The 26497-nt window shown below is 64.0% G+C and carries 23 protein-coding genes, 1 pseudogene and 1 riboswitch; of the genes and pseudogenes, 6 read left to right on the forward strand and 18 right to left on the reverse strand.

Going from position 1 to position 26497, the window contains the following annotated elements:
• The first annotated feature begins 170 nt into the window (after nucleotides 1-170).
• On the forward strand, nucleotides 171-2381 hold the full coding sequence (locus tag IEW19_RS03330) for a transglycosylase domain-containing protein (protein ID WP_188570257.1): 2211 nt from the start codon (nucleotides 171-173) through the stop codon (nucleotides 2379-2381).
• 52 nt (nucleotides 2382-2433) lie between these two features.
• Nucleotides 2434-2958 (forward strand): DUF2127 domain-containing protein, encoded by a 525-nt coding sequence (locus tag IEW19_RS03335; RefSeq protein WP_188570258.1) that lies wholly within the window; start codon nucleotides 2434-2436, stop codon nucleotides 2956-2958.
• A 10-nt stretch (nucleotides 2959-2968) separates the two neighbouring features.
• On the opposite strand, the gene IEW19_RS03340 is transcribed toward IEW19_RS03335, so the two are convergent.
• Together IEW19_RS03340 and IEW19_RS03345 are read right to left on the reverse strand one after the other, a co-directional pair.
• A complete protein-coding gene (locus tag IEW19_RS03340) occupies nucleotides 2969-4474 on the reverse strand; it encodes a sensor histidine kinase (RefSeq protein ID WP_188570259.1) in 1506 nt (501 codons plus the stop codon).
• Nucleotides 4471-5181 (reverse strand): response regulator transcription factor, encoded by a 711-nt coding sequence (locus tag IEW19_RS03345; protein WP_188570260.1) that lies wholly within the window; start codon nucleotides 5179-5181, stop codon nucleotides 4471-4473. Before IEW19_RS03345 ends, IEW19_RS03340 begins: the two co-directional genes overlap by 4 nt.
• Nucleotides 5182-5357: 176 nt before the next feature.
• Between IEW19_RS03345 and IEW19_RS03350 the strand changes: the two genes are divergently transcribed.
• Nucleotides 5358-5876, forward strand: coding sequence for a hypothetical protein (locus IEW19_RS03350; RefSeq protein WP_188570261.1), 519 nt, complete (start codon nucleotides 5358-5360; stop codon nucleotides 5874-5876).
• A 13-nt stretch (nucleotides 5877-5889) separates the two neighbouring features.
• Here IEW19_RS03350 and IEW19_RS03355 read toward each other — a convergent pair whose 3' ends face one another.
• From IEW19_RS03355 to IEW19_RS03370, 4 genes and pseudogenes are all read right to left on the reverse strand, one after another.
• Nucleotides 5890-6813: an undecaprenyl-diphosphate phosphatase gene (locus tag IEW19_RS03355; protein WP_188570388.1), complete on the reverse strand. Its 924-nt coding sequence runs from the start codon at nucleotides 6811-6813 to the stop codon at nucleotides 5890-5892.
• 126 nt (nucleotides 6814-6939) lie between these two features.
• Nucleotides 6940-7431 carry an ElyC/SanA/YdcF family protein gene (locus tag IEW19_RS03360; protein ID WP_188570262.1) on the reverse strand — a complete coding sequence of 164 codons (492 nt, stop codon included), beginning with the start codon at nucleotides 7429-7431 and terminating at the stop codon, nucleotides 6940-6942.
• Nucleotides 7432-7603: 172 nt separating this feature from the next.
• Nucleotides 7604-7900: pseudogene (locus tag IEW19_RS23335) on the reverse strand (FtsW/RodA/SpoVE family cell cycle protein); the annotation flags it as partial.
• Nucleotides 7901-8158: 258 nt separating this feature from the next.
• On the reverse strand, nucleotides 8159-9223 hold the full coding sequence (locus IEW19_RS03370; RefSeq protein ID WP_188570263.1) for a sodium:calcium antiporter: 1065 nt from the start codon (nucleotides 9221-9223) through the stop codon (nucleotides 8159-8161).
• An 801-nt stretch (nucleotides 9224-10024) separates the two neighbouring features.
• On the opposite strand from IEW19_RS03370, the gene IEW19_RS03375 reads away from it, so the two are divergent.
• Nucleotides 10025-11299, forward strand: a complete 1275-nt coding sequence (locus IEW19_RS03375) for a PKD domain-containing protein (RefSeq protein ID WP_229748295.1) — start codon at nucleotides 10025-10027, stop codon at nucleotides 11297-11299.
• A gap of 70 nt (nucleotides 11300-11369) precedes the next feature.
• On the opposite strand, the gene IEW19_RS03380 is transcribed toward IEW19_RS03375, so the two are convergent.
• The 3 genes from IEW19_RS03380 to IEW19_RS03390 form a co-directional block, all read right to left on the reverse strand.
• Nucleotides 11370-12668: a magnesium transporter MgtE N-terminal domain-containing protein gene (locus tag IEW19_RS03380; protein ID WP_188570265.1), complete on the reverse strand. Its 1299-nt coding sequence runs from the start codon at nucleotides 12666-12668 to the stop codon at nucleotides 11370-11372.
• Between the two features lie 72 nt (nucleotides 12669-12740).
• Complete coding sequence (locus IEW19_RS03385; protein WP_188570266.1) at nucleotides 12741-14387, reverse strand: Nramp family divalent metal transporter; 1647 nt, start codon at nucleotides 14385-14387, stop codon at nucleotides 12741-12743.
• 239 nt (nucleotides 14388-14626) lie between these two features.
• Nucleotides 14627-14796: riboswitch (M-box (ykoK) riboswitch) on the reverse strand.
• Nucleotides 14797-14986: 190 nt separating this feature from the next.
• Nucleotides 14987-16357 (reverse strand): FtsW/RodA/SpoVE family cell cycle protein, encoded by a 1371-nt coding sequence (locus tag IEW19_RS03390; RefSeq protein ID WP_188570267.1) that lies wholly within the window; start codon nucleotides 16355-16357, stop codon nucleotides 14987-14989.
• A 307-nt stretch (nucleotides 16358-16664) separates the two neighbouring features.
• On the opposite strand from IEW19_RS03390, the gene ftsW reads away from it, so the two are divergent.
• The gene (gene ftsW, locus IEW19_RS03395) at nucleotides 16665-17921 is read left to right on the forward strand and encodes a putative lipid II flippase FtsW (RefSeq protein WP_188570268.1); all 1257 of its coding nucleotides are present in this window, start codon (nucleotides 16665-16667) and stop codon (nucleotides 17919-17921) included.
• A 28-nt stretch (nucleotides 17922-17949) separates the two neighbouring features.
• On the opposite strand, the gene IEW19_RS03400 is transcribed toward ftsW, so the two are convergent.
• The 3 genes from IEW19_RS03400 to IEW19_RS03410 all read right to left on the reverse strand — a co-directional run bounded on the left by IEW19_RS03400 (nucleotide 17950) and on the right by IEW19_RS03410 (nucleotide 20186).
• Nucleotides 17950-18318, reverse strand: a complete 369-nt coding sequence (locus tag IEW19_RS03400) for a twin-arginine translocase TatA/TatE family subunit (RefSeq protein ID WP_188570269.1) — start codon at nucleotides 18316-18318, stop codon at nucleotides 17950-17952.
• Nucleotides 18319-18401: 83 nt separating this feature from the next.
• Nucleotides 18402-19076, reverse strand: coding sequence for a DUF1345 domain-containing protein (locus IEW19_RS03405; RefSeq protein ID WP_188570270.1), 675 nt, complete (start codon nucleotides 19074-19076; stop codon nucleotides 18402-18404).
• 342 nt (nucleotides 19077-19418) lie between these two features.
• Nucleotides 19419-20186 (reverse strand): mechanosensitive ion channel family protein, encoded by a 768-nt coding sequence (locus IEW19_RS03410; RefSeq protein WP_229748296.1) that lies wholly within the window; start codon nucleotides 20184-20186, stop codon nucleotides 19419-19421.
• Nucleotides 20187-20484: 298 nt separating this feature from the next.
• On the opposite strand from IEW19_RS03410, the gene IEW19_RS03415 reads away from it, so the two are divergent.
• Nucleotides 20485-20997, forward strand: coding sequence for a hemerythrin domain-containing protein (locus IEW19_RS03415; RefSeq protein WP_188570271.1), 513 nt, complete (start codon nucleotides 20485-20487; stop codon nucleotides 20995-20997).
• 25 nt (nucleotides 20998-21022) lie between these two features.
• Here the strand turns inward: IEW19_RS03415 and IEW19_RS03420 are convergent, their stop codons facing one another.
• The 6 genes from IEW19_RS03420 to IEW19_RS03445 form a co-directional block, all read right to left on the reverse strand.
• On the reverse strand, nucleotides 21023-21937 hold the full coding sequence (locus tag IEW19_RS03420; RefSeq protein WP_188570272.1) for a DMT family transporter: 915 nt from the start codon (nucleotides 21935-21937) through the stop codon (nucleotides 21023-21025).
• Nucleotides 21938-22047: 110 nt separating this feature from the next.
• Nucleotides 22048-22815 (reverse strand): VOC family protein, encoded by a 768-nt coding sequence (locus IEW19_RS03425; protein WP_188570273.1) that lies wholly within the window; start codon nucleotides 22813-22815, stop codon nucleotides 22048-22050.
• 155 nt (nucleotides 22816-22970) lie between these two features.
• Nucleotides 22971-23177: a hypothetical protein gene (locus tag IEW19_RS03430; RefSeq protein ID WP_188570274.1), complete on the reverse strand. Its 207-nt coding sequence runs from the start codon at nucleotides 23175-23177 to the stop codon at nucleotides 22971-22973.
• Between the two features lie 168 nt (nucleotides 23178-23345).
• Nucleotides 23346-23744, reverse strand: a complete 399-nt coding sequence (locus IEW19_RS03435; RefSeq protein WP_188570275.1) for a nuclear transport factor 2 family protein — start codon at nucleotides 23742-23744, stop codon at nucleotides 23346-23348.
• Between the two features lie 155 nt (nucleotides 23745-23899).
• Nucleotides 23900-25996, reverse strand: coding sequence for a beta strand repeat-containing protein (locus IEW19_RS03440; protein ID WP_188570276.1), 2097 nt, complete (start codon nucleotides 25994-25996; stop codon nucleotides 23900-23902).
• Complete coding sequence (locus IEW19_RS03445) at nucleotides 25993-26496, reverse strand: hypothetical protein (RefSeq protein WP_188570277.1); 504 nt, start codon at nucleotides 26494-26496, stop codon at nucleotides 25993-25995. Before IEW19_RS03445 ends, IEW19_RS03440 begins: the two co-directional genes overlap by 4 nt.
• Between the last annotated feature and the right edge of the window lies 1 nt (nucleotide 26497).

Here is a 26497-nt window from a genome sequence, read left to right on the forward strand (position 1 = left end):
CAGGAACCGGCGCAGGTCAAGTTTAGGAGCGCAGGCTGGGGAAATGCTGAATGCCGCCCCATAATCATGCTCGTCCCGCTGTGCCGACCCGTGGTGCGCGGCGCCGGAAGAGTAGGCTGGCCCGGCAGGCAACCGCTGCTGGTACACAACGCAGAACCGGAGACACGCGCATGTCCAAGGAAGTTCCTTTCCGACCCACATCCACCGCGTCCCGTGTCCTGAACCTGTTCCGTGCACTGGGAATTACGCTGGGCAGGTTCACCGGCTTCATTGCCGCCAGTGCAGTGTGCGGGGCCCTTGTTGCGGGCCTGATCATGCCGGCGGCAGCCGTGACCGAGACGGTGGTGGCGGGCGGATCCACCGCGCTGACCACCAACCTCCCCAACGACGTATTCTCCGCGCCCCCGGCGCAAATGACGCGGGTGCTGGCAGCGGATGGGTCCCAGATCGCCACCCTCTTCAACGAGAACCGCACGCGGATTTCCCTTGACCAGATGTCGCCCAACATCAAGAATGCGATCGTTGCCATTGAGGACTACCGGTTTTACCAGCACGGCGGCATTGATCCCGAAGGCATCTTCCGGGCCCTGGCCGCCGACGCCGCCGGCGGCCACCAGGGCGCGTCGACGCTGACCCAGCAGTACGTCACCAACATGCTCAACGAAAACCTGATCGCCCAGGGCAAGGACGCCCAGGTGGTGCTTAACGGACAGAAGGGCCTGAACCAGAAGATCCAGGAGATGAAGCTCGCCATCGGCCTGGAAGAGAAATACTCGAAGGACCAGATCCTTGCCGGATACCTGAACGTGGTGGGTTTCAACACCAACGCGTACGGCATCCAGGCCGCGAGCCAGTACTTCTTCTCCGTTGATGCCAAGGACCTCACCTTGCCGCAGGGTGCGCTGCTCGCCGGCCTTGTCAATGGACCTTCGCTCTACGATCCCACCGTCCACCCCGAAGCCGCCAAAACCCGGCGCGACCTGGTGCTCGATGCGATGCTGCAGCACGGCTACATCGACCAGCAGCAACACGACGACGCCGTGAAAACCCCCATCCAGCTCAAGGTCAACCCGCCCAAGCAAGGCTGCGCCTACGCTCCCCAGGCGCAGTACTTTTGCGACTACGTCATCCATCAGATCGAGAACGACCCTGCCTATGGCGCCACGCAGGACGAGCGTGACCAGAAGATCATGGCCGGCGGCCTGACCATCAAGACCACCCTGGACCCGCGCCTGCAGGGACCAGCCCAGGCCCAGGTGGACGCCACTGCCGGCGCGAACCCGGACAAGTGGGGGGCCTCGCTGGTAACCATCGAACCTGGCACCGGAAAAGTCCTGGCCATGGCACAGAATTCGCGGAAGCTGCCCGGCGAAGGTTCCGGATTCGTCTCTGACTACAACTTCAACGTGGACGGCAGTGACGCGGCCGGGAACGCCCTTGGTGGCGTGGGAGGCATGCAGCCCGGTTCCACCATGAAGCCGGTCACCCTCGCGGCCTGGCTTGGCGAGGGTAAATCGACCAACCAGATCGTCGACGCATCCAAGCGGCGCTACGGCATCAACTACCCCTGGAAAACAACATGCCATCCCGTCCAGGGCTGGTTCGACAGCACCGTCCCGCAGTCCTCGGACCTGCAGAACGATGAGCCCAACTGGTACCGGCCCATGACGGTCCGGGAAGGCATCTACCAGTCGATCAACACGGCCACCTTCGCTTCGCTTGCCGGGCTCAACGATTTCTGCGACGTCCAGCGCGCCGGAGATGCCATGGGCCTGCACCTGGGCAGCGGAAAGGACGAAAAGATCGACTTCTCAACGCTGGGAAACATCCTGGGCAGCCAGAACGTGGCACCCCTGACCATGGCGAACGCGTTCGCGACGTTCGCGGCCAACGGCACCTACTGTGCTCCCATCGCCATCGCGGAAGTGGACGACGCCCAGGGCAAGAAGATCGGCGGACAAACGTCCTCCTGCCAGAACGGCGCCCTGAAACCGGACGTCGCCAAGGCCGTCACCAATGTCCTGCAGGACGTCCTTACCAAGGGCTCCGGGCTGCTGATTCCGCAGAAACTCGGAGTCCCGGATGCAGCCAAGACCGGAACCAACGAGTACAACAACCAGACCTGGGTGGTGGGCTACACCAAAGGCCTGTCGACGGCATCCTTCTTCGGTGACCCGTTCAATGGCGGCCCGAGCCGGTTGGGACGCAACGTCACCGTCAACGGCAAGTTCTACCCCGCGGTGGACGGGGCCTTCATCGCCGGTCCGCAGTGGGCGCAGTACATGCAGGGCGCAGTAGGCCTCTACGACCACGGGAACTTCGACGCCCCGCCACAGAACCTCATCAGCGACCCCGCCGGGCAACGGACCAAGAGCAACTGATAAAGGGCGCTACGAACTGCTGGGACGGCAAGGGTCCGGAAGGGAAATGACCATGGAAAAGACGCGATCGGGAACGGCCCTGCTCGACAGGACATTCCGTATCTCCCTGCTCCTCAAGGGGCTGGACGGAGTCCTGGAACTCATCGGCGGCTTCCTCCTTTTGGTGGTCACCCCGGCGCAGATCGGCGAGGTGGGCCGCTTTCTCACCCAGCATGAACTCGCCCAGGACCCCCGGGACCTCGTGGCCAACAGCCTGCTGCACCTGACCTCCAACCTTTCGGGGTCGGCGTCGTTGTTCGGCGCTGTCTATCTCCTGCTGCATGGCGTGGTGAAAATCGTCCTGGTCTGGGCGGTCCTGAAGGAAAAGCTGTGGGCCTACCCGTGGATGATTGCATTCCTGCTCGTCTTTATCGCCTACCAGCTGTACCGGATCTCGGTGTCCATCACCTGGGGCATGGTGCTCCTCACCGCATTCGACATCTTCATCGTGTGGATTACGTGGCGTGAGTACCGGATCCGGCGGTCCCAGCGCAGTGCGCCGAAGGATGATGTGGGGGCGCCCCCGTCTTCCCGCTGAGGGTGCGGGGTCAGGGACGGACGCTGGCTGCGCGGGGCAGCCGGATGCAGAAGCAGGCGCCGTTTTCGCCTGGGCTGGTGGGTTCCACTGTGAGCTCGAGGTTCATGCGCTGGGCAAGCCGGTCTGCTATGGACAGGCCGAGTCCACTGCCCGTGGGGCGTTGTCCGTTGTACCGGCGTGCCAGGGCACCGCGGTCGAAGGCGACGGCGGCGTCCTCCGCGGTGAGGCCGGGGCCACTGTCCCGCACCTGGATCGCGACGATGCTGTTCAGACTGGCCTGCTGGGCGGTGCCATGCGCTTCTTCGGGCAAGGGGACGGGATCTTCGACGATCACGCGGAGGACCAGGGGCGTCCCGGACGGGGTGACGCGCAGGGCGTTGCCGATGAGCCCGTCGATGATTTGGCGCAGCCTTTGCGCGTCGGTGGTGGCCAACAAAGGTTCCCGGGTTGCCGGAGCGGGCAGCTGAAGCATGAGATCCACGCCGGCCTGCACCGCTGCCGGCTGCCATGCCCGTTGTGCCTGTTCCAGGAGCGCGGGGACATCGACGGGTTGGACATCCAGTGTGAAATCGTCTGCCTCCAGCCGCGCCAGTGCCAGCAGGTCACGGACAAACCCGTCCAGCCGCTCCGTTTCGTCGGACAGGGTCTGCCCCACACGGACCATGTCTTCGGGCGGGATCAGTCCGTCCTGCAGGGCTTCGGCGTATCCGCCCAGCGCGGTAAGCGGGGTGCGGATCTCATGGGATATGGAGAGCAGGAATTCACGTTGCCTGCTTTCGCTGGCGAGCAAGGCACGGTCCAGGGTGTTGATGGCTTCTCCCACGGCGCGGACCTCGGTAACCCCGGCAGGGTCAAGGGGGACGGTCCGTTCACCATCAGCCATCCGCCGTGCTGCGGCTGCTGTCCTGACGAGCGGCCCCGAGAGCCGCCGGGCAAGCAGCGTCCCGGCCACCCCGGCGATCAGGAGCCCGGCCGCCAACGCCAGGAGCGTCGGTTGAAGGAGCTGGGCTGATGCGGCGTTAACGTCCGCCAACGACCGGGTCAGGACGATCCCGCCGCCCCGGGTGAGGGGCCTGCCTTCCACCAGGAACTGGACGCCTCCCCGGGTAAGGGTGCGGGAGATCTTTTGCCCGGAGAACACTTGGTGTACCTCGTCCGGACCGAGGATGACCGCCGCCGCCCCCGTCACGGCGCCGGCGGGCGTGATGGTGGAGAGGTCGTAATTGTCCGGTCCAAGGAGGTGGCGTTCGCGCAGGTCCAGCGCCTGGGCAGCAACCGGGGCGGCGCTGAAGGCATCGGCTTGGCGGGAAAGTTGTTCCCTGGCCTGGGTGGCGGCGGCGGAACGGATCAGCGGAAAAGCGACGCTTCCGGTGACCAGGACGGCCAAAATGGCGACGCCGGCAGTGACCAGGGTGATGCGTCCAGCCAGTGAGCGCAGCCAGAGCACCAGGGCCTGACCCGGCTCCCGCCGCGTGCGCCCCTGGTGCGCGCCCGTTTCAAGGGGCCCGGCCTTCACGCCCGGTCACTGTCGGCGGAATATCCGACGCCGCGCAAGGTCCGGATCGGGTTGCCCGGGCCGAGCTTGGACCGCAGTTGGGCGATATGCACGTCTACGGTCCGCCCGGCCGAGTAGTCAGCCTGCCCCCACACGGCGGAGAGGAGCTGCTCGCGGCTGAAGACCCGGCCGGGGCTTGCCAACAGGTAGGCGAGCACATCGAATTCCCTGGCGGTCAACTCCACGGGCGCGCCTTCCACGCTGGCGGTGCGGTTCTCCGGGTCCAGGGCCACCGAGCCGACCCGCAGGGTGCCGCTGCCCGGGACTCCGCCGCTGCGGCGGAGAACCGTCTTGAGGCGTATGACCAGTTCCCGCGGCGAAAACGGCTTGGTCATGTAGTCATCGGCACCCAGTTCCAACCCCAGCAGCATGTCCACTTCCTCGTCCCGGGCGGTGACGAAGATGATCGGTGTCCAGTCGTTCCGGGCACGCAGCCGCTGACAGAATTCGATCCCATCGATGCCCGGAAGCCCGACGTCGAGCACGATCGCGACTGGCCTGAGGCTCCGGACCCGCTCCAGGCCGCCTTCGCCCGTCGTTTCGACGTGCACACCGAAGCCCGCCCTGCTCAGATAGAGCCGCTGCACGTCCGCGATCGCGCGCTCGTCCTCAACCACCAGCACCAGCCCGCGGGCCGGCAGCGCAGCGGGAGGCGTTGGTTGTTCCATGTATCCATTGAACGCTACCGCAGCGCCGGCCCGGCGGGACGGCGCCGGGACTTTACCGTCCCCTTACATTCCCCGAACACGGCACTGACCTCCCCGGGCGACAGTTAGGAACAGCAAAACAGTGCAGGCCCTGGTTCGAAGCGTTCCAGGGGCACGGAATCTTGAGGAGAAAAACTATGAACACGACCCCCGCCGCACCCCGGAACCGCAGCGCCCGTCCCTGGCGGGTCCGCGCAGGCGCTGCCGCCGCAGGAGCTGTCCTGGCAGGGGGAGCGGTCCTTGGGGCAACGGCAGCATCGGCAGCCAGCCCAAGCCCGTCCCCGTCCGCCGGCAATGCATCCGCACCGGGTACGACGGCAGCTCCCGGAACCAGCAACGGGAAGCACCCTGCCGCTCATCCGTTTGTCCGCGCCCTCCGAACCGAGCTCCGGGTCGACATCCAGGCCGGGGACGGATTCGGAGACAAGGCCCACCAGATCGCCTACGTCCTGATTCACCACGCCACGGCTTTCGCCAAGCTCCCCGCAAACCTGCAGACGGACCTGAAGACCCTGGAAGCAGCGGCGGCCTCCGACCGCGACGGCGATGCAGCGAAAATCAAGGACAACGCCCTTAACGGCGGCTACGGGGACAAGATCCAAAAGGAAGCGAAAGCCATCCAGGCCAAGGGCGCCCAGACACCCGCGAAGCCCTGACCGGTAAGCATGGTTATCCCATGACCAACATGGCCACGAAGTAGATGCCACCGCCAACCACGCAATAGATGGCGAACGGCGTCAAGGTCCTGGTCTCGAAGAACCTGAGGAGGAACTTGGTGGCGAACCAAGCGGCGACAGCGGAGCACAACGCTCCGACGAGGAAAACGCCCCGCTGATCGGCCATCGCCGGGCTGAACAATTCGGGGAGCTTAAGGACCGCTGCTGCGCCGATGACAGGAGTAGCGAGCAGGAAACTGAACCTGGCCGCGTTCTCATTGTTCAGCCCGGACAACAGGCCTCCAACCATGGACGAGCCGGACCTGGAGATGCCTGGCACGAGTGCCGCTGCCTGTGCCGCGCCAATGCCCAGGGCCTGCTTCCAGGACAGCACAGTCGCGATCCCGGCATCCGAATCTTCAGCGTTTGCTGCCGGTTCCCGCGGTTCCTGTGCGCCGTGCGGGCTGGTGCGCGCCGAAACTGAGAGCGGCTCAACCCGTTGCGTTTCCCGACGCCGAAGCCGTTCGGCGGTGAACAGGACAAGACCGTTCACCACCAGGAAGGCAGCTGCCGTGAGGGGGGAGGCGAACAGCGCACGGATGGGTTTTTCCAGGACGAGGCCCAGGATTCCGGCCGGGATGGTGCCGACGATGAGGAGCCAGCCGAGCTTTGCGTACGTGTCCGTCGGGCTGATTTTTCTCGCGCGCACGGACCGGGCGAGTCCCTTGAAAATCTCGATCCAGTCTTTGAGGAAGAAGATGAACAGGACAATGGCGGTGGCCAGGTGGGTGGCGATGAGGAACGTAAGGAAGTCACCCGAGTTCTGGTCGAGATTCCACCCGAACAACTTTGGCAGTATGACACTGTGGCCGAGGCTGGAGATGGGAAAAAGCTCGGTGAGGCCCTGGAGGAAGCCCAGGATTGCTGCCTGGATCATGTTAATCACGGGGTGACCTTACCCGGTGTCGGTAGCGGGAAGGAAAACGTAGGGCGAACTGGGGCCAGTTTCTGCCCAGATGGGCTGATCCGATTCCGGCCGCTATGAGCCCGTGGGATGGCGGTATCAGCACCCCGGGTGCACTGCGACCTTCAGGAATGCGGCCGACTGGTAGGCATATTGGTACGCCCATGCCCCCAACGACAGCTGCGGGCTGTAATCAAGCATCCGTAAATCGCCCGTGTAGCAGCGAGCGACGATCACCCGGGCCCTGGTGATGTGGAACTGGGCCGTGAGCACATTGGCGCTGTGCCAGCTGTGCTGCTGGGCAAGCGCCTGGAGTGACCGCGCTTCGCCCTGGGTGGTGAACGGCTCGGGGTGGAAGCATATGACGGGGTAGGCGGTGGCGGCCTTACAGATGGGTGCGGTGAATTGCCCGGCATTGTCCACGGGCGAGGACACCGCCAAAGTTCCAGCATCGCCATGTTGCATCAGCTGCTCGGCGTAGTCCATGCGGTCATCAGGCGGCCCGAGGACCAGCAACACGTCAGCACGCCGGGCATGGTCGGCAGGGGGAACGACAAAGAGCCAGAGCCCGGCCATGATCCAAATAACCATCAGAGCCGCGCCGACCACCGCGGCGCCTCCCAACGCCTGCAGGCCTTTCCGTTCAGCCGGGCCTGGAGGGTGCAGTGGGCCTTCTGACAATGCGTCCGCCCGCGAGTGCATGGTGTTGGCCTCCGTATGCCTTGACGGGTGAGGTCCCGATGCGAGGCTACACATTCTTCCGCGGGGCGGCCAGCCCGGCCGCAGGGGATTCCGGCATGATGATGAAGCATTGCACGGCCATGACGAACGATAGTCCGCACGCCAGCAGCTTTCCGAACGCGTCCCTGGTCCCCAGTGCGGCGCGGAACCCGCGGGTGAACAGAATCAGGTACAGCGACACGATGGCGAAAAGCCCGATCGCGCCAAGCCCTTCACCCACCAGGCCGCCCGCGGCCATTCCGAACAGGCCTTGGACAATCTGGGCGCTTCCTCCGGGGAAACGCCCGTACACCCCGGGATCGAAAGCGTTCTGCCAGGTGACCGAGCCGGATCCACACGCTGGCGCCTCCACCAATCACCAGGGCCGGCACCAGAAGCAGGGCCTCCGCGTTCCGTTCACGGGTGCGGTCCCAACTTGGCCGCCCATGGAATGCTCTTTTCGTGTCGCGACTCGGTACCGGGCCTCCGGCCCACTTGGTCCTGGACTCGGGAAGGGCCAATTCCCCACTCCTTCCGGGAACCTGTGAAAAAAACCCGGAATCCCATGAGGGCACCCTGTTGATGGTCCGTGTCGCCGTCAGGACGTGGTGGCCACGGCGAAAAGGCCAGCGACGCCAACCAGGTAGAGAATCAGCACCGCCAACGAGTCTGCCCCCATGCCGAGGCGCTTCTTTTTTGGCCGGAAAAGAAGGCCCAGGAGGTAGGTCAGGGTCAGCAGGATGGCCAGGGCGGTGAGGTAGATGTCCGTGGCCTGGGCCTGGGGCAGGACCGGCTTGCCGGTGATGAGGACTGCCACCAGGAACAGGACGGGCAGGAACGCGTTGCCGCCGAAGATGTCGCTGAAGGCCAATTTGTAGTCGCCCTGCTTCACCGAGGCCAACCCGGTGGAAATTTCGGGCAGGGATGTGGCCAGGGCCAGGAAGGTGGCGCCGAAGAGGACCCCGGACAGGCCGATATGCCCGGCGATCGCGTCGCCGCTGCGTTCAAGGACGACGCCGGCGCCCAAGGTTGCAAGGGCCGCGGCGGTGAAGATCAGGGCCGACTTGGCCGTGCTGACGTGCCGGGTCTTTTCGCCGGTTTTCTTCTTGGAGTGTCCCTGGGGCTGGTCCTGGCCGCCCGGGGCATCGCCTTGCTGATGCCAGGGAAGGCCCTTCTGGGAGCGTTGGACGAGGATCATTCCGAGGACCCAGATCACCGCAATCAGAACTGCAGCGGGAGTCAGGCGGAAGGCCACGAGCGAGTTCGGCATTTGGCTGCCCGCGATCACCACGCCCAGGACTGCGATGACAGTGACGGCTTCAATGACCAGGGTCAGCGAGGCTGCCTTGTAGCTGAGCGGATCGGTGCCCCTGGTTCCAAACACATCGAGGATGGCCAGCACCACCGTCTGGATGGCGATGCCGCCCAGGATGTTTCCGACGGCCACTCCGATGTTGTTGGAAGCGGCTGCGCTGACCGTGATGGCTATCTCCGGCAGGTTGGTGGCGATGGCCAGCAGGATCAGGCCGCCCAGGGACGACCCCAGGTGCAGCCGGTCATCAAGGACGTCCGTCTGTTTTGAGAGGTGGATTCCCGCCACCCAGATCACCGCTGCGGCTCCGGCGAAAATCAGCAGCAGAACCGCTACGGGCAGTGACTCCATGGCTCTCCCTTCCGTGGGTGGTGGTCACCCGCGTCTACGAAAGCACGTACCCATCGACTCAGTGGAAACGGTGACCAGACGCTGGGAACACGCTGGGAATCAAGGCCTCCCGGTCTGCCCGGATGGCGAATCGGGCTGTTGAGGGCCGGCGTTGACGGGTAGCTACCCTGCCGGGAGGACCATCATGGACAGTGTGGAAGCAGCTGGGCATGAGGCCTTCCTGCCGGCCTTCATTACAACCGCAATCAGCATGCGTGACTGGGTGCCGCGCATAAGAGCACGAAATAACTTGCAAGGCGTTGGCGCCCAGGAGCCTTTCCGTGAAAATTAAGCGTTCTCTAACATGGTTAGCCCAGTCCGTTCTTGCGGTCCTGGTTGTTGCAGGGTCGTTCTTGGCGTGGTCCCCCGTGGCCTCAGCTGATCCCGTCTACGGTACGCAAAGCATCTCCTACTCCGGGGTTGCAAATCCGCCTACTTCGGATAAACCCCAGAGCAAGCTTTGGTGGAATGACGGCTCTTGGTGGGCGGATATGTGGACCACCGGCAGCGGCTGGCACATTTACCGGCTCGACCGGGGAACGCATACCTGGGTGGATACCGGAACACTGAACGATGCGCGCGGAAACACCCTGGCCGATGCGCTTTGGGACGGCACTCATTTGTATATTGCTTCCCACGTCGTTGGCGTCTCGACTAACTCCAAGCCAGCCCGCTTACCTTTACCGGTACAGCTATGCCGGGGGCAAGTACACACTCGACGCGGGCTTTCCCACGGTCATAACTAATAACAGCAGTGAATCGATGACCATTGACGAAGACAGCACTGGCGCCCTCTGGGCCACGTGGACCCAAGTCGCCGGCAACTCCACCAGTGGCTTTACCAACACCGTGTATGTGAACGACTCGGCGCCCGGAGGCACCAGTTGGGCCAGCCCGTTCGTCATCCCGGTCTCCAATCCGCACCCCGCCCCCGACGACATCTCCGCAGTTGTCGCCTTCAGCAAGAGCAAAATCGGGATCATGTGGAGCGACCAGCTCACCGGATCCGTCTGGTGGGCCACACACAATGACGGCACCACTCCGACGGCAACTTCCTCGTGGAACTTCCAACCAGCCATCCGTGGCAAAGGGCAGGCCGATGACCATCTCAACCTCAAGTCGCTGCAGGCTGATCCCAGCGGCCGGGTCTTCGCCGCCGTAAAGACCAGCCTTAACGACACGTCCTCGGATCCCACCCTGCCCCAACACTTGCTGCTCGTGTTTAAACCCGGGACCGGGGCCTTTACCCAGTCCACGATCTCCACCACCGGCGTGACCACCACCAAACAGGGCGTCAACGGCACTTCCGGCTTGGTGGTGCTGGCCAGCGACGACGTCGCCAAGACCTACTGGTTCTCGGACCGGCCACTTGGACCGGCCAGCCCTGCTCCGGTGGCGTCGTTCACGGCTACCCCGACGTCGGGTACGGCGCCATTGAGCGTTTCTTTTACTGATACCTCCACGGGGACCCCGACGTCCTGGGCGTGGGACTTCGGTGACGGCGGGACCTCTACGGTCCAGAATCCCACGTACAGCTACGCCGCGCCGGGGACCTACACCGCCAAGCTCACCGCGACGAACAGCACCGGTTCAGGGTCGGCCACCGGCACGGTCACGGTCACGACAGCCACCACGTCCACGCCGCTTGAGCTGAATGACGCCACCGTTGGTACGGGGTTGAACCAGTTCAATTACAGCGGCTCCTGGAGCGTCAGCAACCCGGCGGCTGCCTACCAGTCCGACAACCATTTCGCTAACGCCACCAATGCCAGTTACCAAGTGCAGTGCAGTGGCACGCAGGCCAAAATTTTTGCCGAAAAAAGCTCGGCCCTGGGAATCGTGGGTGTGTCCATCGACGGCGGTGCCGAGACCATGGTCGATCCCTACGCCTCGTCACGGTCAGAGCAGAACCTGTTGTACACCAGCCCCACTCTGGTCAGCGGCACGCACACGCTAAAGGTGCGGATAACAGGAACCAAGAATCCTTCGGCGACCGGCACCTACGCCGCCGCGGACCGGGTGGAAATTTCGAACTAACGTCAGCGAATGGGGCGAGCTCAGATCGCCACTGAGCCTGAGCGGCATGGCTTCATTGTTTGTTCCCGTTTCAGTCTTCCGGTGAGCGGTGGCTGGTTGTGTTTCGGTTGGGTTCCCGGTGTGCCCAGTCCGGGGGGATGGCGGCTTCGAGGGCGTCATCGACGGTGATGACGCCCAGGATGTGGCCGTGGTCGTCCAGGACGGGGAGCGCGAGGAGGTTGTAGTCGGCCATGGTGGTGGTGACGTCGATGATGTCGTCCCCGGTGGTTGCGCTGACCGGTTCCGGGTCGGCTGTATCCCCGAGCAGGGCCGTGGGATCGGCCTGCAGTGCCTGGACCAGGCCGATGACCCCGGCGAGGGTTCCGTCCGGGTTGAGGCTGTAGATGGTGGTGAGGGCTTCGGGTTGTTCGGTGGTGGCGGTGCGGACTCTCTGGAGGGCCTCGGCGATGGTGGCGGTGCCGGGGAGGGCGAGGAAGTCGGTGCCCATGAGGCCCCCGGCGGTGGCGTCATGGTAGCCGAGCAGTGTCATGACCTTGGTCTGCTGCGCGGCGGGGAGGAGTGTGAGGATGCCCGTACGTCGTTCCTGCGGGAGGTCCATGACGGCGTCCGCGGCGTCGTCGGCTCTCATGTGGGAGAGGACGTCCGCGACTTCGGCGTCAGTGCGGTCTTTGAGGATTTTTGACTGGCGGTCCTCATCGAGTTCTTCGAACACGTCGGCTTCGAGTTCTGGGTCGGTGTGGACCCGGGCGAGGAGTTCATCCTGTTCCTTGTCTGAGGAGTCCTCGATCAGGTCCGCGATCTGGGCCGGTTTGAGTTGGGCGAACCGGGCGGAGAGGGCGCGTGTCTTGCTGGATTCTTCGTGGCCGATCAGGGGAAGGAACCGGTTCCAGTCCAGGAACGGGTGGGTGTCGTGAGCCCGGTTGAGGCTGAACCAGCGCGGTTTGTGCACGTCCAGGCCCGTCGCGCTCCATCCCGTGGCCGTGATGTTCAGTTCAACGTCGTACGCCTTGACCATGGCGGTGTGGTCGGTATCGATGAGCCGGTGGCCCAGGACGTCTTCCTTGAGCAGGACCTCGCCCTCGCGCCGGGTGAAGGGGCGCAGGTCCAGTGTTGCTGTGCGCAGGCGGATCCCGTCCACGTCGATCCCGGAGAGGTTGTCCAGCGGGGCGAAGACCCGGTTTGATCCGACGGCGAGGACCAGGCCGGCCAGCCGCGGGTAGCCGCCGTCCTGTAGCCGGACGATGGCGTCGGCCAGGGTCCCGATCTGGTTGCCTTTGGTGTCCAGGACGGGGCGGCGCAGCAGGGCCGAGAGCCTGAGGGCCGGTCCTCCCGTGGGTGCGGTGGTGCCAGTAGTGCCGGGCGTGCTCATCTTTGGCGGTGCCTTTCAGGAAAACGAGATGGGGGATAATTCCGTCGTAAGGGGAATTTACGCTGTAGCGGCTCAGCCGCCAAGGGCGAGCTGGACCACCCGGACGATCACCAGGATCATTGCGATCAGCAGGTAGGTCCGCAACACGGTCAGGCCCCAACGGCGGGCGGTGGAGAGTTTGGGGGCGGTCAGCAGTGCCAGGGGAGGCATGCGCCAGTCCTGTTTCCCGGTGCGGTCGACCGGTGCTGCGTTGCGGCCGGGGCGGGCCCTGGCATAGAGCAGGTATCCGGCCCCGCCCACCACGCAGGCTCCGGCCCCGGTGGCCAGGATACCCACGATCACATCGGCGCCCATATCGGGGAAGAGAACCCCGGCGGTCAGGACGATGGAGAGGATCACCAGGACGGCGATGATGAGCGCGGTAAAAACGTTCGTGGCCCTGCCGTTCACCCAGGGACCCAGGACCTGCTTGTCATTGCACAACAGCAGCAGGAACACCGTGGCCGAGGGCAGGAGCACACCGGCGAGTACCTGGACGCCGACGGTCAGAAGCCCCAGCGGAGCCCCCGGGATCAGGACGATGACCGCCGAGATGACCAGGATCCCGGCGAACACGGCGTAGAAGCCCTTCGCATCGGAGATCTTCCGGTGCAGGGAATGCTTCAGCCCAAGCACGTCCCCCAGTGCGTAGGAGGTGGAGAGCCCGACGGCGGCTGCACCGATGATGGAGGCGTCAATCAACGCCACGGCGAACAGCACCCCGGCTGCCTTCCCCACGTACTTTTCCAGGCCGTCGGCCACCCCGCCGGCGTCGGTGAAGTTCCCGAATTCAGGTTGTCCGGCGAACGTGGCCGCGGTGAAGCCCACGATGGCGCCGGCACTGATGATCACGATGACGATCCCGAGCCACAGATCGACTTTCTCGTACTTCATGTACCGGGGGGTGATGCGTTTGTCGATGACGTAGGACTGCTGGAAGAACAACTGCCATGGGGCAATCGTCGTCCCCACGATGCCGATGATCAGCAGCGTGACCGTCGACAGCTCCGACCCCGCGGGCAGGCCCGGAATGAAGAAATCATGGGCAACCTGTCCCAGGTCCGGGTGGACCATGACGATAACCGGCACCAGCACCAACGACCCCGCCACCAGCGTCATGCACACCCGCTCGAACCGTTTGAACGACCCCGTGGATGCCGCGCCGATGATCACCACGGCGGCCACGAGCACGCCCGCGGCCTTGGGGATGCCCAGATAGTCAAGGCCCAGGCTGATGCCAATGAACTCGGTCACAATGGTCAGGGCGTTGAGGATGAACAGGTCGATGACGCTGAATGCGCCCCAGAACTTACCGAACCGTTCCAGGATCAACCGGGCGTGTCCCACACCGGAAACGACCCCGAGGCGCAGGACCATTTCCTGGTTCACGTACAGCACCGGAACCAGCAGCAGAAGCGTCCACAGCAATGACGTGCCGTAGTTCTGTCCCGCCTCTGTATACGTCCCGAATGCGCCGGCATCATTGTCCCCGACCATCACAATCAGCCCCGGCCCGATAATGGCCAGGAGCGTCTTAGCGCGGGCCCGCCAGCCGCTGGGCGCGTTCTCCTCGTGCAGCCGGATCGAACCGAATGCGCCGTGGATATCGCCCACATGGGCCGAATCCAACGCTGCCCCGCCCGGCGGGGCACTGCTACTGGTCTCATGGTGCTTGATCATGGTCGCCGGCTTTCTGCCCGGGCTACCGGGCGCACAGAAGTCACAGGAAACGCGCCCGGCATAAACCGAAACCGGACACGAAGCGTGAAAAGAGATGGGGAGGGGGACCGAGAATCCCGGGGAAATCAGAAAGAAATCGTGGAATGGAGGGAACAATGATGACTATCTGTCATGACAAGCTCTCACCTCCCAGGCGCTGAACCTGTGCCGCAAGGGAGCGCGGGGATGAAAACCCCGCGGGCACCCCTCCTCGTAAGACCTTTGGCACTCCACGTCGTAAACCCGAAAACCGGGAGCCAATCGGGGTATCCCCTTAGGCCGGGGAAACCTGTCCTGACCCGGGGCGTCTCTCGACGGGAGGGGTCGTTGGCATGTATCCGTGAAGGAGCCTCAGCTAACAAACGGCACCTTGCACAACGACTATAAACCCTCCCGGCGCCGAACCGCCAAAACAACCCGGTCCCGCACTACTGCGACCACCAAAGTAACCGGCTCCGCGGTCCCCTGGAACCAGGATCAACTGGGAATTGAGGGACCATGAGAATCGCTTCACCAGTTACCGTTCGGAATCGCGGGAATTTATTGCCGCGATGACAGGGTTACATGGCGGGCGTTTCCGCCATGATTCCCGAGTTTGTCTTTATGGGCTCGGGCCTGCGCGCGGAGTGGCTGATGCCCAGTAGTACTGCCACGATAATCCAGTTGGCCAGCAGGGATGACCCTCCGGCCGAGAGAAAAGGAGTGGTCAGGCCAGTGAGCGGAATCAGGCGGGTCACGCCCGCGGTGATGACGAAGCACTGCAGGGCCAAGCCGAAGGACAGCCCGCATGCGAGCAGTTTTCCGAACGCGTCCCTGGTTCCCAGGGCGGCACGGAACCCGCGCGTGAATAGCATCAGGTACAGCAGCACGATGGCGAAAAGCCCGATCAAGCCCAGACCTTCCCCCAATGAGGCCACGATCATGTCGCTGTTCGCAAACGGCACCAAATCCGGTCGTCCAAGGCCCAGCCCTTCCCCGACGAGGCCGCCTGAGGCCATCCCGAACAGGCCTTGGACAATCTGGGAGCTTCCGCCGGGGAAACGCCCGTACACGTCGGGATCGAATGCGTTTTGCCAAGCATCGATTCGCAAGGCGACGTGCGGGAAGATTTTGGCGGCGAAATACATGCCGACGGCCATCAGGACCAGACCGAGGCCGAGCCACGTGACGCGACTGGTTGCAACGTAGATCATGACCATGAACAATCCGAAGAACAGGATGGACATGCCGAGATCGTGCTGGAAGACCAACAGTCCCACAGCGGCGGCCCACGCGGTCACCATAGGCCCCAGGTCCTTCACCCGCGGGAACTGCAGAGGGCCAATCTTCCGGCCGGCGAGCAGAATCAGGTCCCGGTGGCTGGACAGGTAGCCGGCAAAGAAAACCGCCAGCGTGATCTTCGCGATTTCCCCGGGCTGGAAAGTCATGGGGCCGAAGCGGATCCACACGTTGGCACCGTTTATGTCGCCAGCAGAAATGCCTGGCACTAAGGGCAACACCAACAAGATGGCGCTCACAGCCAGGGAAATGAAGGTGTAGCGGGCCAGTTTCCTGTGATCCTTCAGGAACCACAGGACGACGGCGGCGAGAAGCATCGAAAGCCCGGTCCACCGGAGTTGGTTCGTGCCGGCGTCGCTCCCGGTGGCCTGGTCAAGGCTTTGGATGACGGCAATTCCAACCCCGTTCAAGGCCACCACGATGGGAAGGATCAGCGGGTCCGCGTACCGGGCGCGCAGCCGCAGGACTATGTGAAAGGCCGCCGCGAGGACGGTCTGGGTGGCGGTCTGGACCCAAAAGTCCTGACTCAGCGGCTGGTTCCTGTCCAGCGCAACCACTGCGCTGGCGCCCGCCCCAGTCATCAGCGCCAATACCAGAAGAAGCGCTTCCAGATTCCGGTCCCGGATTGCGAACCCGGTTTGCGCGCCGTTCATGGCATGCTCTTTTCGTATTGACGTGATGGCGGCACCAGCATGCGTTGACGTGATGGCGGCACCGGCATGCGCTGGCGGTTCCCGCCGGCGACGGCCGCGCCGCAGGGAAGAACCCATTATCCACTTCACCGGCGCAGTCTGTGTAGATACCTGAAATAAGCTGCAAGCAGCCTGTTAATCCCGGCCAGCTCTGCGTGGTGTCGCGGGCACGTGAGCGCTTCCGCGTACCGTGGCCGGTGGGTCGGTGTTCCTCCTGAAGGGGAGGGCTCAGGGGGAACCGAAATCTTCGCGTTTGAGGAATGACACTATGAACGTTCGGCGGAAGCGGCCTCTCTGGGACCGGAGCGGCAGGCGGGGCCTGGGGAAGCTGGCCCTCTGGCTTGAGGACGATTCCCCGGGCCGGCTGCGGCCGCTGATCCTGGCCGCTGTCCTAAGCCTGTCCGCCATCGGCCTGGTAGAGGTGGCATCGGCGTCGTCCGTAGAATCTGTAGCCGCCGGAATCAATCCCTATGACCTGCCGATAAAGCAGGGCATGTGGACCATTGCCGGTGTGGTGATCATGCTGGTGCTGGCCCGGTTCCCGGTGGAGCGCATCCGGAAGCTGGGCTGGCCGATGCTCATCGGAGCGGTCATCGCCCTGATACTGGTGTTCACCCCGCTTGGCATGACCGTTAATGGCAACCGGAACTGGATCGGCGTAGGTGGCTTCACCGCCCAGCCCTCCGAGTTTGCCAAGCTCGCGCTGATCGTCTGGGCAGCGGGAATCCTGGAACGCAAGCAAGTTCTGCTGGGCCAGTGGAAGCACGCAGCGATCCCGCTGCTGCCTGCGGGCGCCTTGATTATGGCAGTGGTGGCCTTGGGCCACGACCTCGGAACCACGCTCGTCATCATGATGATCCTGGCCGCCACCTTATTTTTCGGGGGAGTACGGATGAAGGTCTTCTCCGTGGCAGCACTTATTTGCGCGGTGGCGGCGGTGCTGCTGGCCGCCAGCAGCGGCAACCGCATGGGCCGCATTTTTAGCTGGCTGGGCGCCGGCTCAGGCGACGATGCCCAGGGTGTGGGGTACCAGGCCACAAATGGGCTCTATGCGCTGGCCTCCGGCGGCTGGTTTGGCGTCGGACTGGGCCAAAGCCGGCAGAAATGGAACTGGATACCAGAGGCGCACAACGACTTCATCTTCACTATTTTGGGGGAGGAGCTTGGCCTGGCCGGCACCCTGCTGGTCCTCGCACTGTTCGCGGTCTTGGCGATCGCCGTCTTCAAGACGATTGCCGGCAATACGGACACGTTCTCCCGGATCGTGGCCAGTAGCATCATTGCCTGGATCATCGGACAGGCCGTCCTCAACATGTCCATGGTTAGTGGACTATTACCGGTCATTGGTGTTCCGTTGCCCTTCATCTCCTACGGCGGCTCCGCCATGGTTTCCACCCTGGCCGGAATGGGCGTCATCCTCGCCGTCACCCGGCCGCCGGTATCCCCGCCGTCGGCAACCGCTCCCCAACCCAAGCGATTCCGACTGCGCTCGCCCAACCGGGCCAAGTCCGGAACCCAGCGCTGACACACTAAAGAAGGGCAGCCTGGTTTTCCTAGGTTGCCTCCGAGTCAAAGGGGACGCCTTGCCCAGGCAAAAGCCCCTGCGGCGGGGACGGAACCTCCATCGCAGCGGTCTTCTTCGTGGCGGGACTCCGCTGGACGTCGGCAGGGTCATCCAAAAGCGCGTCACGGATGATCCGGCGGGGATCATACTGGCGCGGGTCGAGCCTGTTCCAGTCGATGTCCTCGAACTCAGGGCCGAGTTCCTGGCGGAGCTGCTCTTGGGCGCCGGTGGCCATACGGCGCAGTTCCCGGACGAGATGGCCAAATTTGGCAGCGTATTCAGGCAGTTTGTCCGGGCCCAGCACCAGGGCCCCGATGATGAGGAGCACGAATAGTTTTTCGGCGTCGATACCGAACATCACATTATTTTACTGCGGGCGGGGCTGTGGTTGGCAGGGAGTTTTACGTCATCAACCGCGCCGCTTATCGCCGGGAATCCCGGTTAGTGGATCAGGCCGGAAACGAGATTGATGGTGGTGGCCAGGACTATGGCGCCGAGGAGGTAGGACAGGAGCGCCTGGCGCAGCGCCGTGGTGCGGATCGCATCGGTTTTCAGGTCGGTGTCGGAGACTTGGAAGGTCATCCCGACGGTGAAGGCCAAGTAGGCGAAATCGGCGTACCGGGGCGGGGCCTTTTCGTTGAAGTCCACGCCCGTTCCGTCACGGTAGTAGATGGAGGCGTACCTAAGGGTGTAGAGGGTGTGGACCAGGAACCAGGACAGGGCGATGCTGCCCAATGCCATGGCGACGATGGCGTCCTTAGCCGAACCCTGGGCGTTAGAGGCGTCCACCAGGATCAGCACTACCCCGGCGAAGCTTGCCACAGTTGCCGTGAGGACCAGAACGTCCGAGAACACCCGGCCCGGGTCCTCTCTGCGGGCGTGAGCTGCTGTATCGTCGGGACCCATGCGGCCTATGACGCTCCATACCCAGGCCAAATACGTAGCCGAGGCCGCAGCCCAGCCCAGTGCGGGCGCGTAGGCCCAATGCCCGGTTGAACCCACCAGCGCCGCAACTACCAAGCCAATGCAGAGCATCGCCAGCAACCTCAGACGGGAATGATGGGAGCGGGAGTTGTAGTCTGCGGCTTTTTCTTCCGGTAGAGCATTCGGATCCATAGCACGATCTTTCCACGATAATTACGCCATCACGGGATGAAGTATGCAGCGCTGACCGGGTCTCGAAGCCGGTCCAACAGATTGTTCCGTGATTGCTGTTGCCTGGCACTCAAAGGCCATGGGCGGGAGCCCAGTTGCTCGAAAGGGCCAGCGTCCCTTGGAGCGGTACAACGGATTCCGGGGCCCCGAACAGGCCGGTTTTGACGGTTACTCGGTCAAGCTGGCCGGTCTCGTCGTCGGCGAGGATTTAGGCCGATGGTGCCGATCCTGCTCCGTCAGGGACGGGGCGTGCCGGGCCGGCAATGGATGAAGATCAAGCAGGCAGAGCCCGGCGCGTTTGGGTTAGATCTGGTGTGCGCCGGACTGGTGGGTTTCATCCGAGGGGAGGTACTGCCCGGCGGCGTCCTTGATCTGTTCAGCGGCAGGGGGTGCGGACTGTGCGTGCGCCTTTATTTTGGGGGCTTCCTCTTCGGCACGGTTCAGGTACTGCTCCCAGCGGGCGGACATCGGCTTGATAAGGCCGCCGCCCACACCAACCACCACGACGCCGACAATGGCTGCAAGGACGGCAATGAGGATCGGGGTGGTGACAGTGGTGGCAATATCCACTTGGTTCAGCGCGGCGATGATGCCGATGCCCAGGATGAAGATGCTGGCGATATTGGCCAGGACCTTGCCGTAGGAAAGGCCGCCGAGGGAGCCTTGGATCAGGGTCTTCACGGCCGCGGCGATCGCGGCGCTGATGATGACGATGATGATTGCAACCACGATCTTCGGCAGGAATGCGATGATGGCAGCCAGCAGCACGCTGACCGGGTTAGGGCCAAAGACGCCGAAGGCGAACTGCAGCACAAACAGCACCAGGGCGTAGTAAACGATCTTGGAGATGATGTCGCTGGCATCGAGCGAGGATTTCGCCATGGCGTTCTTAAGCGCACCGCGTTCGACCAGGCGGTCAAAGCCGACCTTGTGCAACACCTTGGAAAGGGCCTTGGAGATCGCTTTGGCAATCAGGAGTCCCACGATGAGGATGACCAGGAACAGCAGGAACGCCGGGATGAACGTTGCCACCACTGTCAGGCCGGCTTTAAGCGAGTCGAGAATGTCCAAGGTGTGAACCTTTCAATATGGGAACCGGGAGAGGAGCCCGCCGGTTGGGACCTTCCTGCGCGGCCTCAACTGGGTCAACTCTAGGCATGTCTTCTGTTATTTTGGCAAGCGTACTTACTAATTCTTTACGGAGAGTTCGTTGCTACCGGCAGCATCCGGGCGGCACCCATCGACGGGCGCAACCGCGGGTGCCTGCTGGGAACACGCTGGGAATCGGGGCCTCCCCGGCTGCCCGGGTGGCGAATCGGGCTGTTGAGGGCCAGTGTTGACGGGTAGCTACCCTGCCGAGAGGACCACCATGGACATCGTTGAAGTGATTTTGAGTGACCACCACGAGCAGCGGCGCCGGTTCGCCCTGCTCGACGAGATGCACGGGTGCGGGCCGTCCGACCTGGAAGCTGTGTGGAAGCAGCTGCGCATCCTGCTGGAAGTGCACGCCAAAGCAGAAGAGGAACTCTTCTACCCGGCGCTGATGGAATTGGGGACGGGGGCGGGCGGCAAGGATTCCGCGGGGGATGAAACCGAGGACGCGATCCACGACCACAACGAAATCCGGGACGCCATCGGTGAAGTTGCGCAACACCCGGCAGGTTCACCGGAGTGGTGGGAGGCGATGACAAAGCTGAATGAAGCCAACGGCGATCACATGGCAGAGGAAGAACGTGAAGGCCTGACCGACTTCCGTCAGCACGCTTCCCTGGAGCTGCGCCACCGCCTGGGCCTGTCGTTCGCCGTTTTCGAGTCATCCCACGCCGACGGCATCAAGCCCCAGGACATCAGCCCGGAAGAGTACGTCCGCGAGCACGAATAAGGGCCGGGCCTGATGGAGCCAGGGGTCAGCGTGCGATCCCTGGCTCCACCGGTTTCTTCACCCCGGCGAGCAGGAAGACGCCGGCGACGGCAATGGCTCCTGACACGAGGAACAGGACGATTGCCAGTGCGGGTGCGGAGTCGGCCTCGCCCAGGATGGTAATCCCGATGGTGACGGCGACCAGTGGGTCGATGACGGTCAGGCCGGCCACCACGAGTTCGGGTGTCCCGCGGGTGTGGGCGTTCTGGACCAGGAAGCTGCCGGACAGGGCCGCGATGAGCAGCCCCGCCAGGCAGGTCAGGGACAGCCACTCGAAGTCGCCCTGGAACAGCCGGGCGATCACGGTCTTGGCCAGGGCTGCGACGAACCCGAAAAGGATGCCGGCGCCGGCCGTGAAGAACACCGCGCCAGCTCCGTGCCGCCATAAGGCAAAGGCCACGGCAACGCAGGCCAGCACGGCGGCGAGCACGAGGAGGATGGTGACCAGGTGCCGGTCGCTGATCTCAACGTCCTGCGCGGACAGCGCCGCCACGGTAACGAAAAGACCCACCCCGCCAACGCAGAGCCCCACCGCGGTGAGGACACGGCGTCCCGGTGGCCTACGCGTCATTCGCGCGGTCACCAGCGTCGTGACAACCAGGGCGATCGCCCCGATGGGCTGGACAACAATCAGGGGCGAGAACCGGAGGCTGGTGAGCTGGAGCAGGATCGCAGCACCGAGCATTCCGGTCCCCGCCAGCCACACCGGTTTCCGCAGGAGGGCCTGGAGGCGCCCGCCGCCCATGCTGCCGGAGGCGCGCCCGGATGCGGCAGGCTGGTCCTCCACGGCCCGGTGCTGGAACAGGGTTCCGAGGGCAAGCAGGACGGCACCGACGGCGGCGATGGGAATACCCAGCCAGTGATAGGACGTCAAAGCGGACACGGCGGCGGCCTGGATCATGCTCCGACCTTACCCAACAGGAATCCGAAGCCACGATGGAACGGGGCCAGTTTCTGGCCAAGAAGCCGGAACGCCCCTGGCGTTCACCGCCAGGGGCGTGGACCCGGAACTTACCGCTGTGCGATCTTGAACAGTACCCCGGTGGGATCGGTCAGGGTTGCGATGCGTCCAAACGGGGTGTCCTCTGCAGGTTGGACCACGAGGGCTCCCATGGACGTAGCAATGTCAACGGTCGAATCGGTGTTTTCGACCGCGAAATAGGTCTGCCAGTTGGACGGCACTCCTTCCGGCAAGTAAGAGGAGGCGTCCATGATGCCGGCCCGGGCGTCATCCCCGGACCCGAGCGTGGTGTACCGGAAGTCCTCGGTATCGCTCATGACGGCGGTATCCCAGCCGAAGACGTCCTGATAGAACTTTACGGACGGCGCGTAGCTGCGGGTATGGAGTTCATGCCAGTAGGGGGTCCCAGGTTCACCCTTCGCCTGGAATCCGGTGTGGCCGCCGAACTGCCAGGCGCCAACAGCTGCGCCGCCTGCGTCCCCGAGCATCGCCATGTGGCCCTGCTCCGGAACTTCCATGGGCGGCATGAGGATCTGTCCGCCGGCAGCCAGGGCCGCATCCGCCGTTGCCTGGATGTCCTCGACACGCAGATACGTAGTCCACGCATCCGGATATCCGGACTGGCCGTCGTTCTTCATCATTCCTGCTACGGGTGCGCCGTTGGCGAAGGCCATAACGTAGCCTCCGTATTTCTCCTGGTCGCCCTCTTCGTAGGTCCATCCGAACAGGCGGGAGTAAAATTCCCGTGACTTTCCAGGGTCGGAAGTCATTAGGTCAATCCAGCAGGGATCACCGGGGGCGATAACGGGCTTTGGCATGAGAACTCCTGATGTTTGCGGGTGTGGACCGGGCAAGGCCCACCATGACGCTGCACGCCCTGAAAGCCGAGCAGCGCCGGCACGGCCAAAATTGAAGGTTCCCTCGATGGGGTGGCTGTCCGAGGACACCACGCCACACCATGCTGCTGTGCCGGCTACTCCGCGAGCTTGGCGACCGAGTGCGCCCAGATGAAAAACTTGTTGGTGCCCAGATCCTTGACCGTCTTGATGTTTAGGGCTTCCTTGAGCTTCTGGGCGTCGCTTTCGGAAAGTCCCTTCAGCGCCTCCACCGGCGCATTCGCGAGGTCGTCGATGCCCTTGTCGATGTATTCCTTGTCGAACTTCGAGTTGATTCCAGCCATACTGTCCTCCTGGTGCTCGTTTGGGGCGTCATTGTGACGTGGGGCACATTCGCCATTCAACCACGCCAGCCGATATTCCGCGTTGGTTTTGATGCGGTGACCCGTAACTGCTTTGCCGTGGGCGCAGCTTGGCACCGGGGGCTGGCGGAGGACGGACCGCTGGACGAGTCAGCCGGCCACTGTATCGCCGTGGCGGTGGGCAACCCGCCATGCACCGTCCTCGCGCCGGAAAACCTGTGTTGCGCGAAGCACATAGGTGCGTGGTTCGCCATCGACCGACACTGAGGTATGTTCCAGCGCGGCCGTATATGCCATGTCGCCCACCACGTCGCAGACAAGAAGCTCGAGCCGGTACGAGGTGCAGTTGGAGAACTGCTTGGCAAGGCTCGTGAACAGTTCGTCCAGTTCCTCCTGCCCGAAGGCACTGCGCCATGCGCCCAAGACACTCACTGGTTCCCTGCGGGACCAGAGCGCCCTGCGCGGGGCGGCATCACCGTTGTGGAGGGCCAGTTCTGCGGCGCAGAGCTCGGTCCGCACCCAGGCCAGGAAATCGTCGCGATCGCCCATGTCAACAGTATGGTCCTGGCCATCCTCCTGCGGCGAGACCGGGATTGCCGATTCGATGTTTCCCCTGTTCGGGCCCGAGGCCCATTACGCAGCATTTCCGCGAATGAAGACGCACCCCGACGATTCATCGTGGGGGTGCGTCTTATCTCCGGAACCTAGAAATTGGTTTTCGTCTTCCCGCTGGTGGTAACTCCTGCGGGAAGGGCGTTTCCGGCCATGTCAGCAGGTCCAGCCGCCGTGCGATACGAGGGAATTCCTTGAGTGACAGGCGTGCTCAAATTTCCCGAGTTCGATCTGTAGGTACCCAGCTTAATAGTGAGGATCTTGCCCGTAGCATCCAGCGTCAGGATCGAGGGAGTGCCCCCGTTGCCGTTGCCATTGGCAGCGAAGACTGCAGGGGTGGTTCCCACATAGTTCGCACCCAGGTAGAGATTTCCGGCGGGTACCACACAGGTGCCGGCAGTAAAACTGATGGTGTCGTTGTTGCCCCCGTCCGCGATCGTAGCAGTTCCGCTTAGCTCTGCCCCTGACCACCCCGCGCAAAACTTGGCTGGATCCATGGCTTCGGAGAACTCGATGGTGACAAAGTCGCCCTTGTCGAGGGAGTTGGAAGTCGAGCCAACGCCATTTTGCCCAGTCACATCGACGACGCTGGGAAGCGTGGTGTCCTTGGTGGTGGTGCCACCCGCAGTGACCGTTCCGGTGTTACCCGCGGCGTCGGCAGCGGACGCCGTATAGGTCAGGGCGCCGTCGCGCAGGCTTGAGATATCCATGGTTGTTGACCACGACGTCCCGGTGGGGTTTACCTGAGTCGTTACCGTGTTGAGGGCGGAATCACGGACGGTCACGCTCACTACAGTCCCGGCCTCAGTGGTGCCAGTGACTTTGCTGCTGCCGCTGGCGTACATCGGTGCCGTGATGCTCAGGATCGGCGCCGTAGTGTCCTTCGTGTCTGAGGCAGTAGCGGCTGAGCTGGTGTTGCCCGCCGCATCTGTAACAGTGGCCGTGTAGGTGACCGTGCCATCTTTGAGGGACCTGAGGTCCAGGTTCAGTGACCAGGAGCCGCCGTTGGCAGCGGCCGTGCCTGTGACAGCGGTGGCGGACCCCGGGCTCATGGCGGAAACCGCCACAGTAGCCCCGGCTTCAGCGTTCCCGGAGATACGGATGGAAGCCGCGGTGGCGCTGTTCACGTAGGTCGGCACGCTCCAGGCAGACGCCGCGGCCGGAGCCACAGTGTCCTTGGTGCTCGTCGCCGTCTTTGCGGCGCCCACGTTGCTGGCGGCGTCCGTGGCAGTGGCAGAGAACGTCACGGTCCCCTCGTTCAGACTGCTGAGGTTGAAGGTAGCGGACCAGGCACCGGTTCCGGAGGCGCTAGCGGTCGCCGGGACAGAATGCCCGGCACTGTCGCTGGCCACCAGGCTAACCGTCGTCCCGGCTTCGGCGGTGCCGCTGATCGCTACCCCGGAAACGGTGGCCAGGGTTACATAGGTCGGAACGGTTGTGAAGGCGGGAGCAGCCGGCGCTTGGGTATCAATCCGCACCGTCTGGCTCTGGGGCGACCCGGCGTTGCCCACCTTGTCCGTCGCGAAGTAGGACACTGTGTGCGTTCCGTCGCCGCTGACCGGGACGGTGGCGACGGCCGCGTTCACCGTCTGCTGCCCGCCGCCGTCGACCGTGTAGGAAATGGAGGCGACGCCGGAACCGGACGTGCCGTCGTCGGCCGTGATGGTCACCGTAACCGGGCTGGTGTTGTTCCAGCCCGCGGTGTTGGGGGCGGGCGAGATACCCGAAACGGTGGCTACGGGGGCACTCGCATCATTGCTGGTGCCGCTGCTGCGCGGGCTTTCCGTGCCGGTCCAGAGAGCGATGGCCGGGGTGACGGTGTAGTACCAGATGCCGCCGGGCACAGCCTGTTCCGTGCAGGCGAGCGTGGTGACCGTCCCGGCGCAGCCGCCGGTGGCCGCAGTGCCAGTGCCGCCCGTGGCCGCGGAATAGCGGGTGACCGTGTAGCCGGTCGCGGAGCGACCGTTCACAGTGGTTCCGCCGGCCCAACTGACGGTCATCCCGGAATTGGCGGCCGTGACCGCAGGCCTGGAACCGGGCGAGAGCGTGTCAGCGGCGGCGGCCGCATTGCTGCTGCTGGTGGTGGCGGCCCAGAACGCGTACGCGGCGGTGCCGGTGCCGAGCAGGAGCAACAGGGCGGTGACAATCCACGGCAGCCGTCGGGATGGGCGCAGGAACATGAGGCTCATTTCCGGACCTCCGCCGTCACGGGAAGGCTGAAGGTTGCGCCCTGGCAGGCTGCGAGCGAGGTGGTATCCATGGCGGCCGCTCCCGGGAGGGTAATGAGTGCTGACGAGTTGGCGGAAACGTAGGTTGCGGGGGACAGCGGGGCTGAGGTTCCCCGGAAGCTGACACCTGTGGTGGTGCAGCCTGGATGTGCGGCGTCGGCCGTGGCGGAGCCGTTGGCGGTGACGCTGTACACCTGCACCGGGTAGGGGTTGGGGTTGGTCAGGCGGAGTACGACGTCGGCGCTGCCGCCGGGAATGAGGACTGTCTTCAGGTTGTCGCTGGCAACCAGGGCGTCGATGGTGACGGTTTGCATGGTGCCGGCGGCTGCGGACCCGGTGCCGCTGCCTGATCCCGTCCAGTAGGCGTACGCGGTTCCGGCGCCGGCGCTGGCCAGGAGCCCTGCCAGTGCCGCAGCCTTGATGCCGCGGCCGCGCCGGGAGGTCCTTGCGGTGGTGGTCATC

Source organism: Arthrobacter liuii (genome assembly GCF_014639275.1).
GTDB classification, from domain to species: Bacteria; Actinomycetota; Actinomycetes; order Actinomycetales; family Micrococcaceae; genus Arthrobacter; species Arthrobacter liuii.

What these genes read in the sequence shown, in the direction of transcription:
- IEW19_RS03330 (WP_188570257.1), top strand. Translation starts at nt 171, where the DNA reads ATGTCCAAGGAAGTTCCTTTCCGACCCACATCCACCGCGTCCCGTGTC.
- IEW19_RS03335 (WP_188570258.1), top strand. Translation starts at nt 2,434, where the DNA reads ATGGAAAAGACGCGATCGGGAACGGCCCTGCTCGACAGGACATTCCGT.
- IEW19_RS03345 (WP_188570260.1), bottom strand. Translation starts at nt 5,181, where the DNA reads ATGGAACAACCAACGCCTCCCGCTGCGCTGCCGGCCCGCGGGCTGGTG.
- IEW19_RS03350 (WP_188570261.1), top strand. Translation starts at nt 5,358, where the DNA reads ATGAACACGACCCCCGCCGCACCCCGGAACCGCAGCGCCCGTCCCTGG.
- IEW19_RS03355 (WP_188570388.1), bottom strand. Translation starts at nt 6,813, where the DNA reads ATGATCCAGGCAGCAATCCTGGGCTTCCTCCAGGGCCTCACCGAGCTT.
- IEW19_RS03360 (WP_188570262.1), bottom strand. Translation starts at nt 7,431, where the DNA reads ATGGTTATTTGGATCATGGCCGGGCTCTGGCTCTTTGTCGTTCCCCCT.
- IEW19_RS03370 (WP_188570263.1), bottom strand. Translation starts at nt 9,223, where the DNA reads ATGGAGTCACTGCCCGTAGCGGTTCTGCTGCTGATTTTCGCCGGAGCC.
- IEW19_RS03375 (WP_229748295.1), top strand. Translation starts at nt 10,025, where the DNA reads ATGACCATTGACGAAGACAGCACTGGCGCCCTCTGGGCCACGTGGACC.
- IEW19_RS03380 (WP_188570265.1), bottom strand. Translation starts at nt 12,668, where the DNA reads ATGAGCACGCCCGGCACTACTGGCACCACCGCACCCACGGGAGGACCG.
- IEW19_RS03385 (WP_188570266.1), bottom strand. Translation starts at nt 14,387, where the DNA reads ATGATCAAGCACCATGAGACCAGTAGCAGTGCCCCGCCGGGCGGGGCA.
- IEW19_RS03390 (WP_188570267.1), bottom strand. Translation starts at nt 16,357, where the DNA reads ATGAACGGCGCGCAAACCGGGTTCGCAATCCGGGACCGGAATCTGGAA.
- ftsW (WP_188570268.1), top strand. Translation starts at nt 16,665, where the DNA reads ATGAACGTTCGGCGGAAGCGGCCTCTCTGGGACCGGAGCGGCAGGCGG.
- IEW19_RS03400 (WP_188570269.1), bottom strand. Translation starts at nt 18,318, where the DNA reads ATGTTCGGTATCGACGCCGAAAAACTATTCGTGCTCCTCATCATCGGG.
- IEW19_RS03405 (WP_188570270.1), bottom strand. Translation starts at nt 19,076, where the DNA reads ATGGATCCGAATGCTCTACCGGAAGAAAAAGCCGCAGACTACAACTCC.
- IEW19_RS03415 (WP_188570271.1), top strand. Translation starts at nt 20,485, where the DNA reads ATGGACATCGTTGAAGTGATTTTGAGTGACCACCACGAGCAGCGGCGC.
- IEW19_RS03420 (WP_188570272.1), bottom strand. Translation starts at nt 21,937, where the DNA reads ATGATCCAGGCCGCCGCCGTGTCCGCTTTGACGTCCTATCACTGGCTG.
- IEW19_RS03425 (WP_188570273.1), bottom strand. Translation starts at nt 22,815, where the DNA reads ATGCCAAAGCCCGTTATCGCCCCCGGTGATCCCTGCTGGATTGACCTA.
- IEW19_RS03430 (WP_188570274.1), bottom strand. Translation starts at nt 23,177, where the DNA reads ATGGCTGGAATCAACTCGAAGTTCGACAAGGAATACATCGACAAGGGC.
- IEW19_RS03435 (WP_188570275.1), bottom strand. Translation starts at nt 23,744, where the DNA reads ATGGGCGATCGCGACGATTTCCTGGCCTGGGTGCGGACCGAGCTCTGC.
- IEW19_RS03440 (WP_188570276.1), bottom strand. Translation starts at nt 25,996, where the DNA reads ATGAGCCTCATGTTCCTGCGCCCATCCCGACGGCTGCCGTGGATTGTC.
- IEW19_RS03445 (WP_188570277.1), bottom strand. Translation starts at nt 26,496, where the DNA reads ATGACCACCACCGCAAGGACCTCCCGGCGCGGCCGCGGCATCAAGGCT.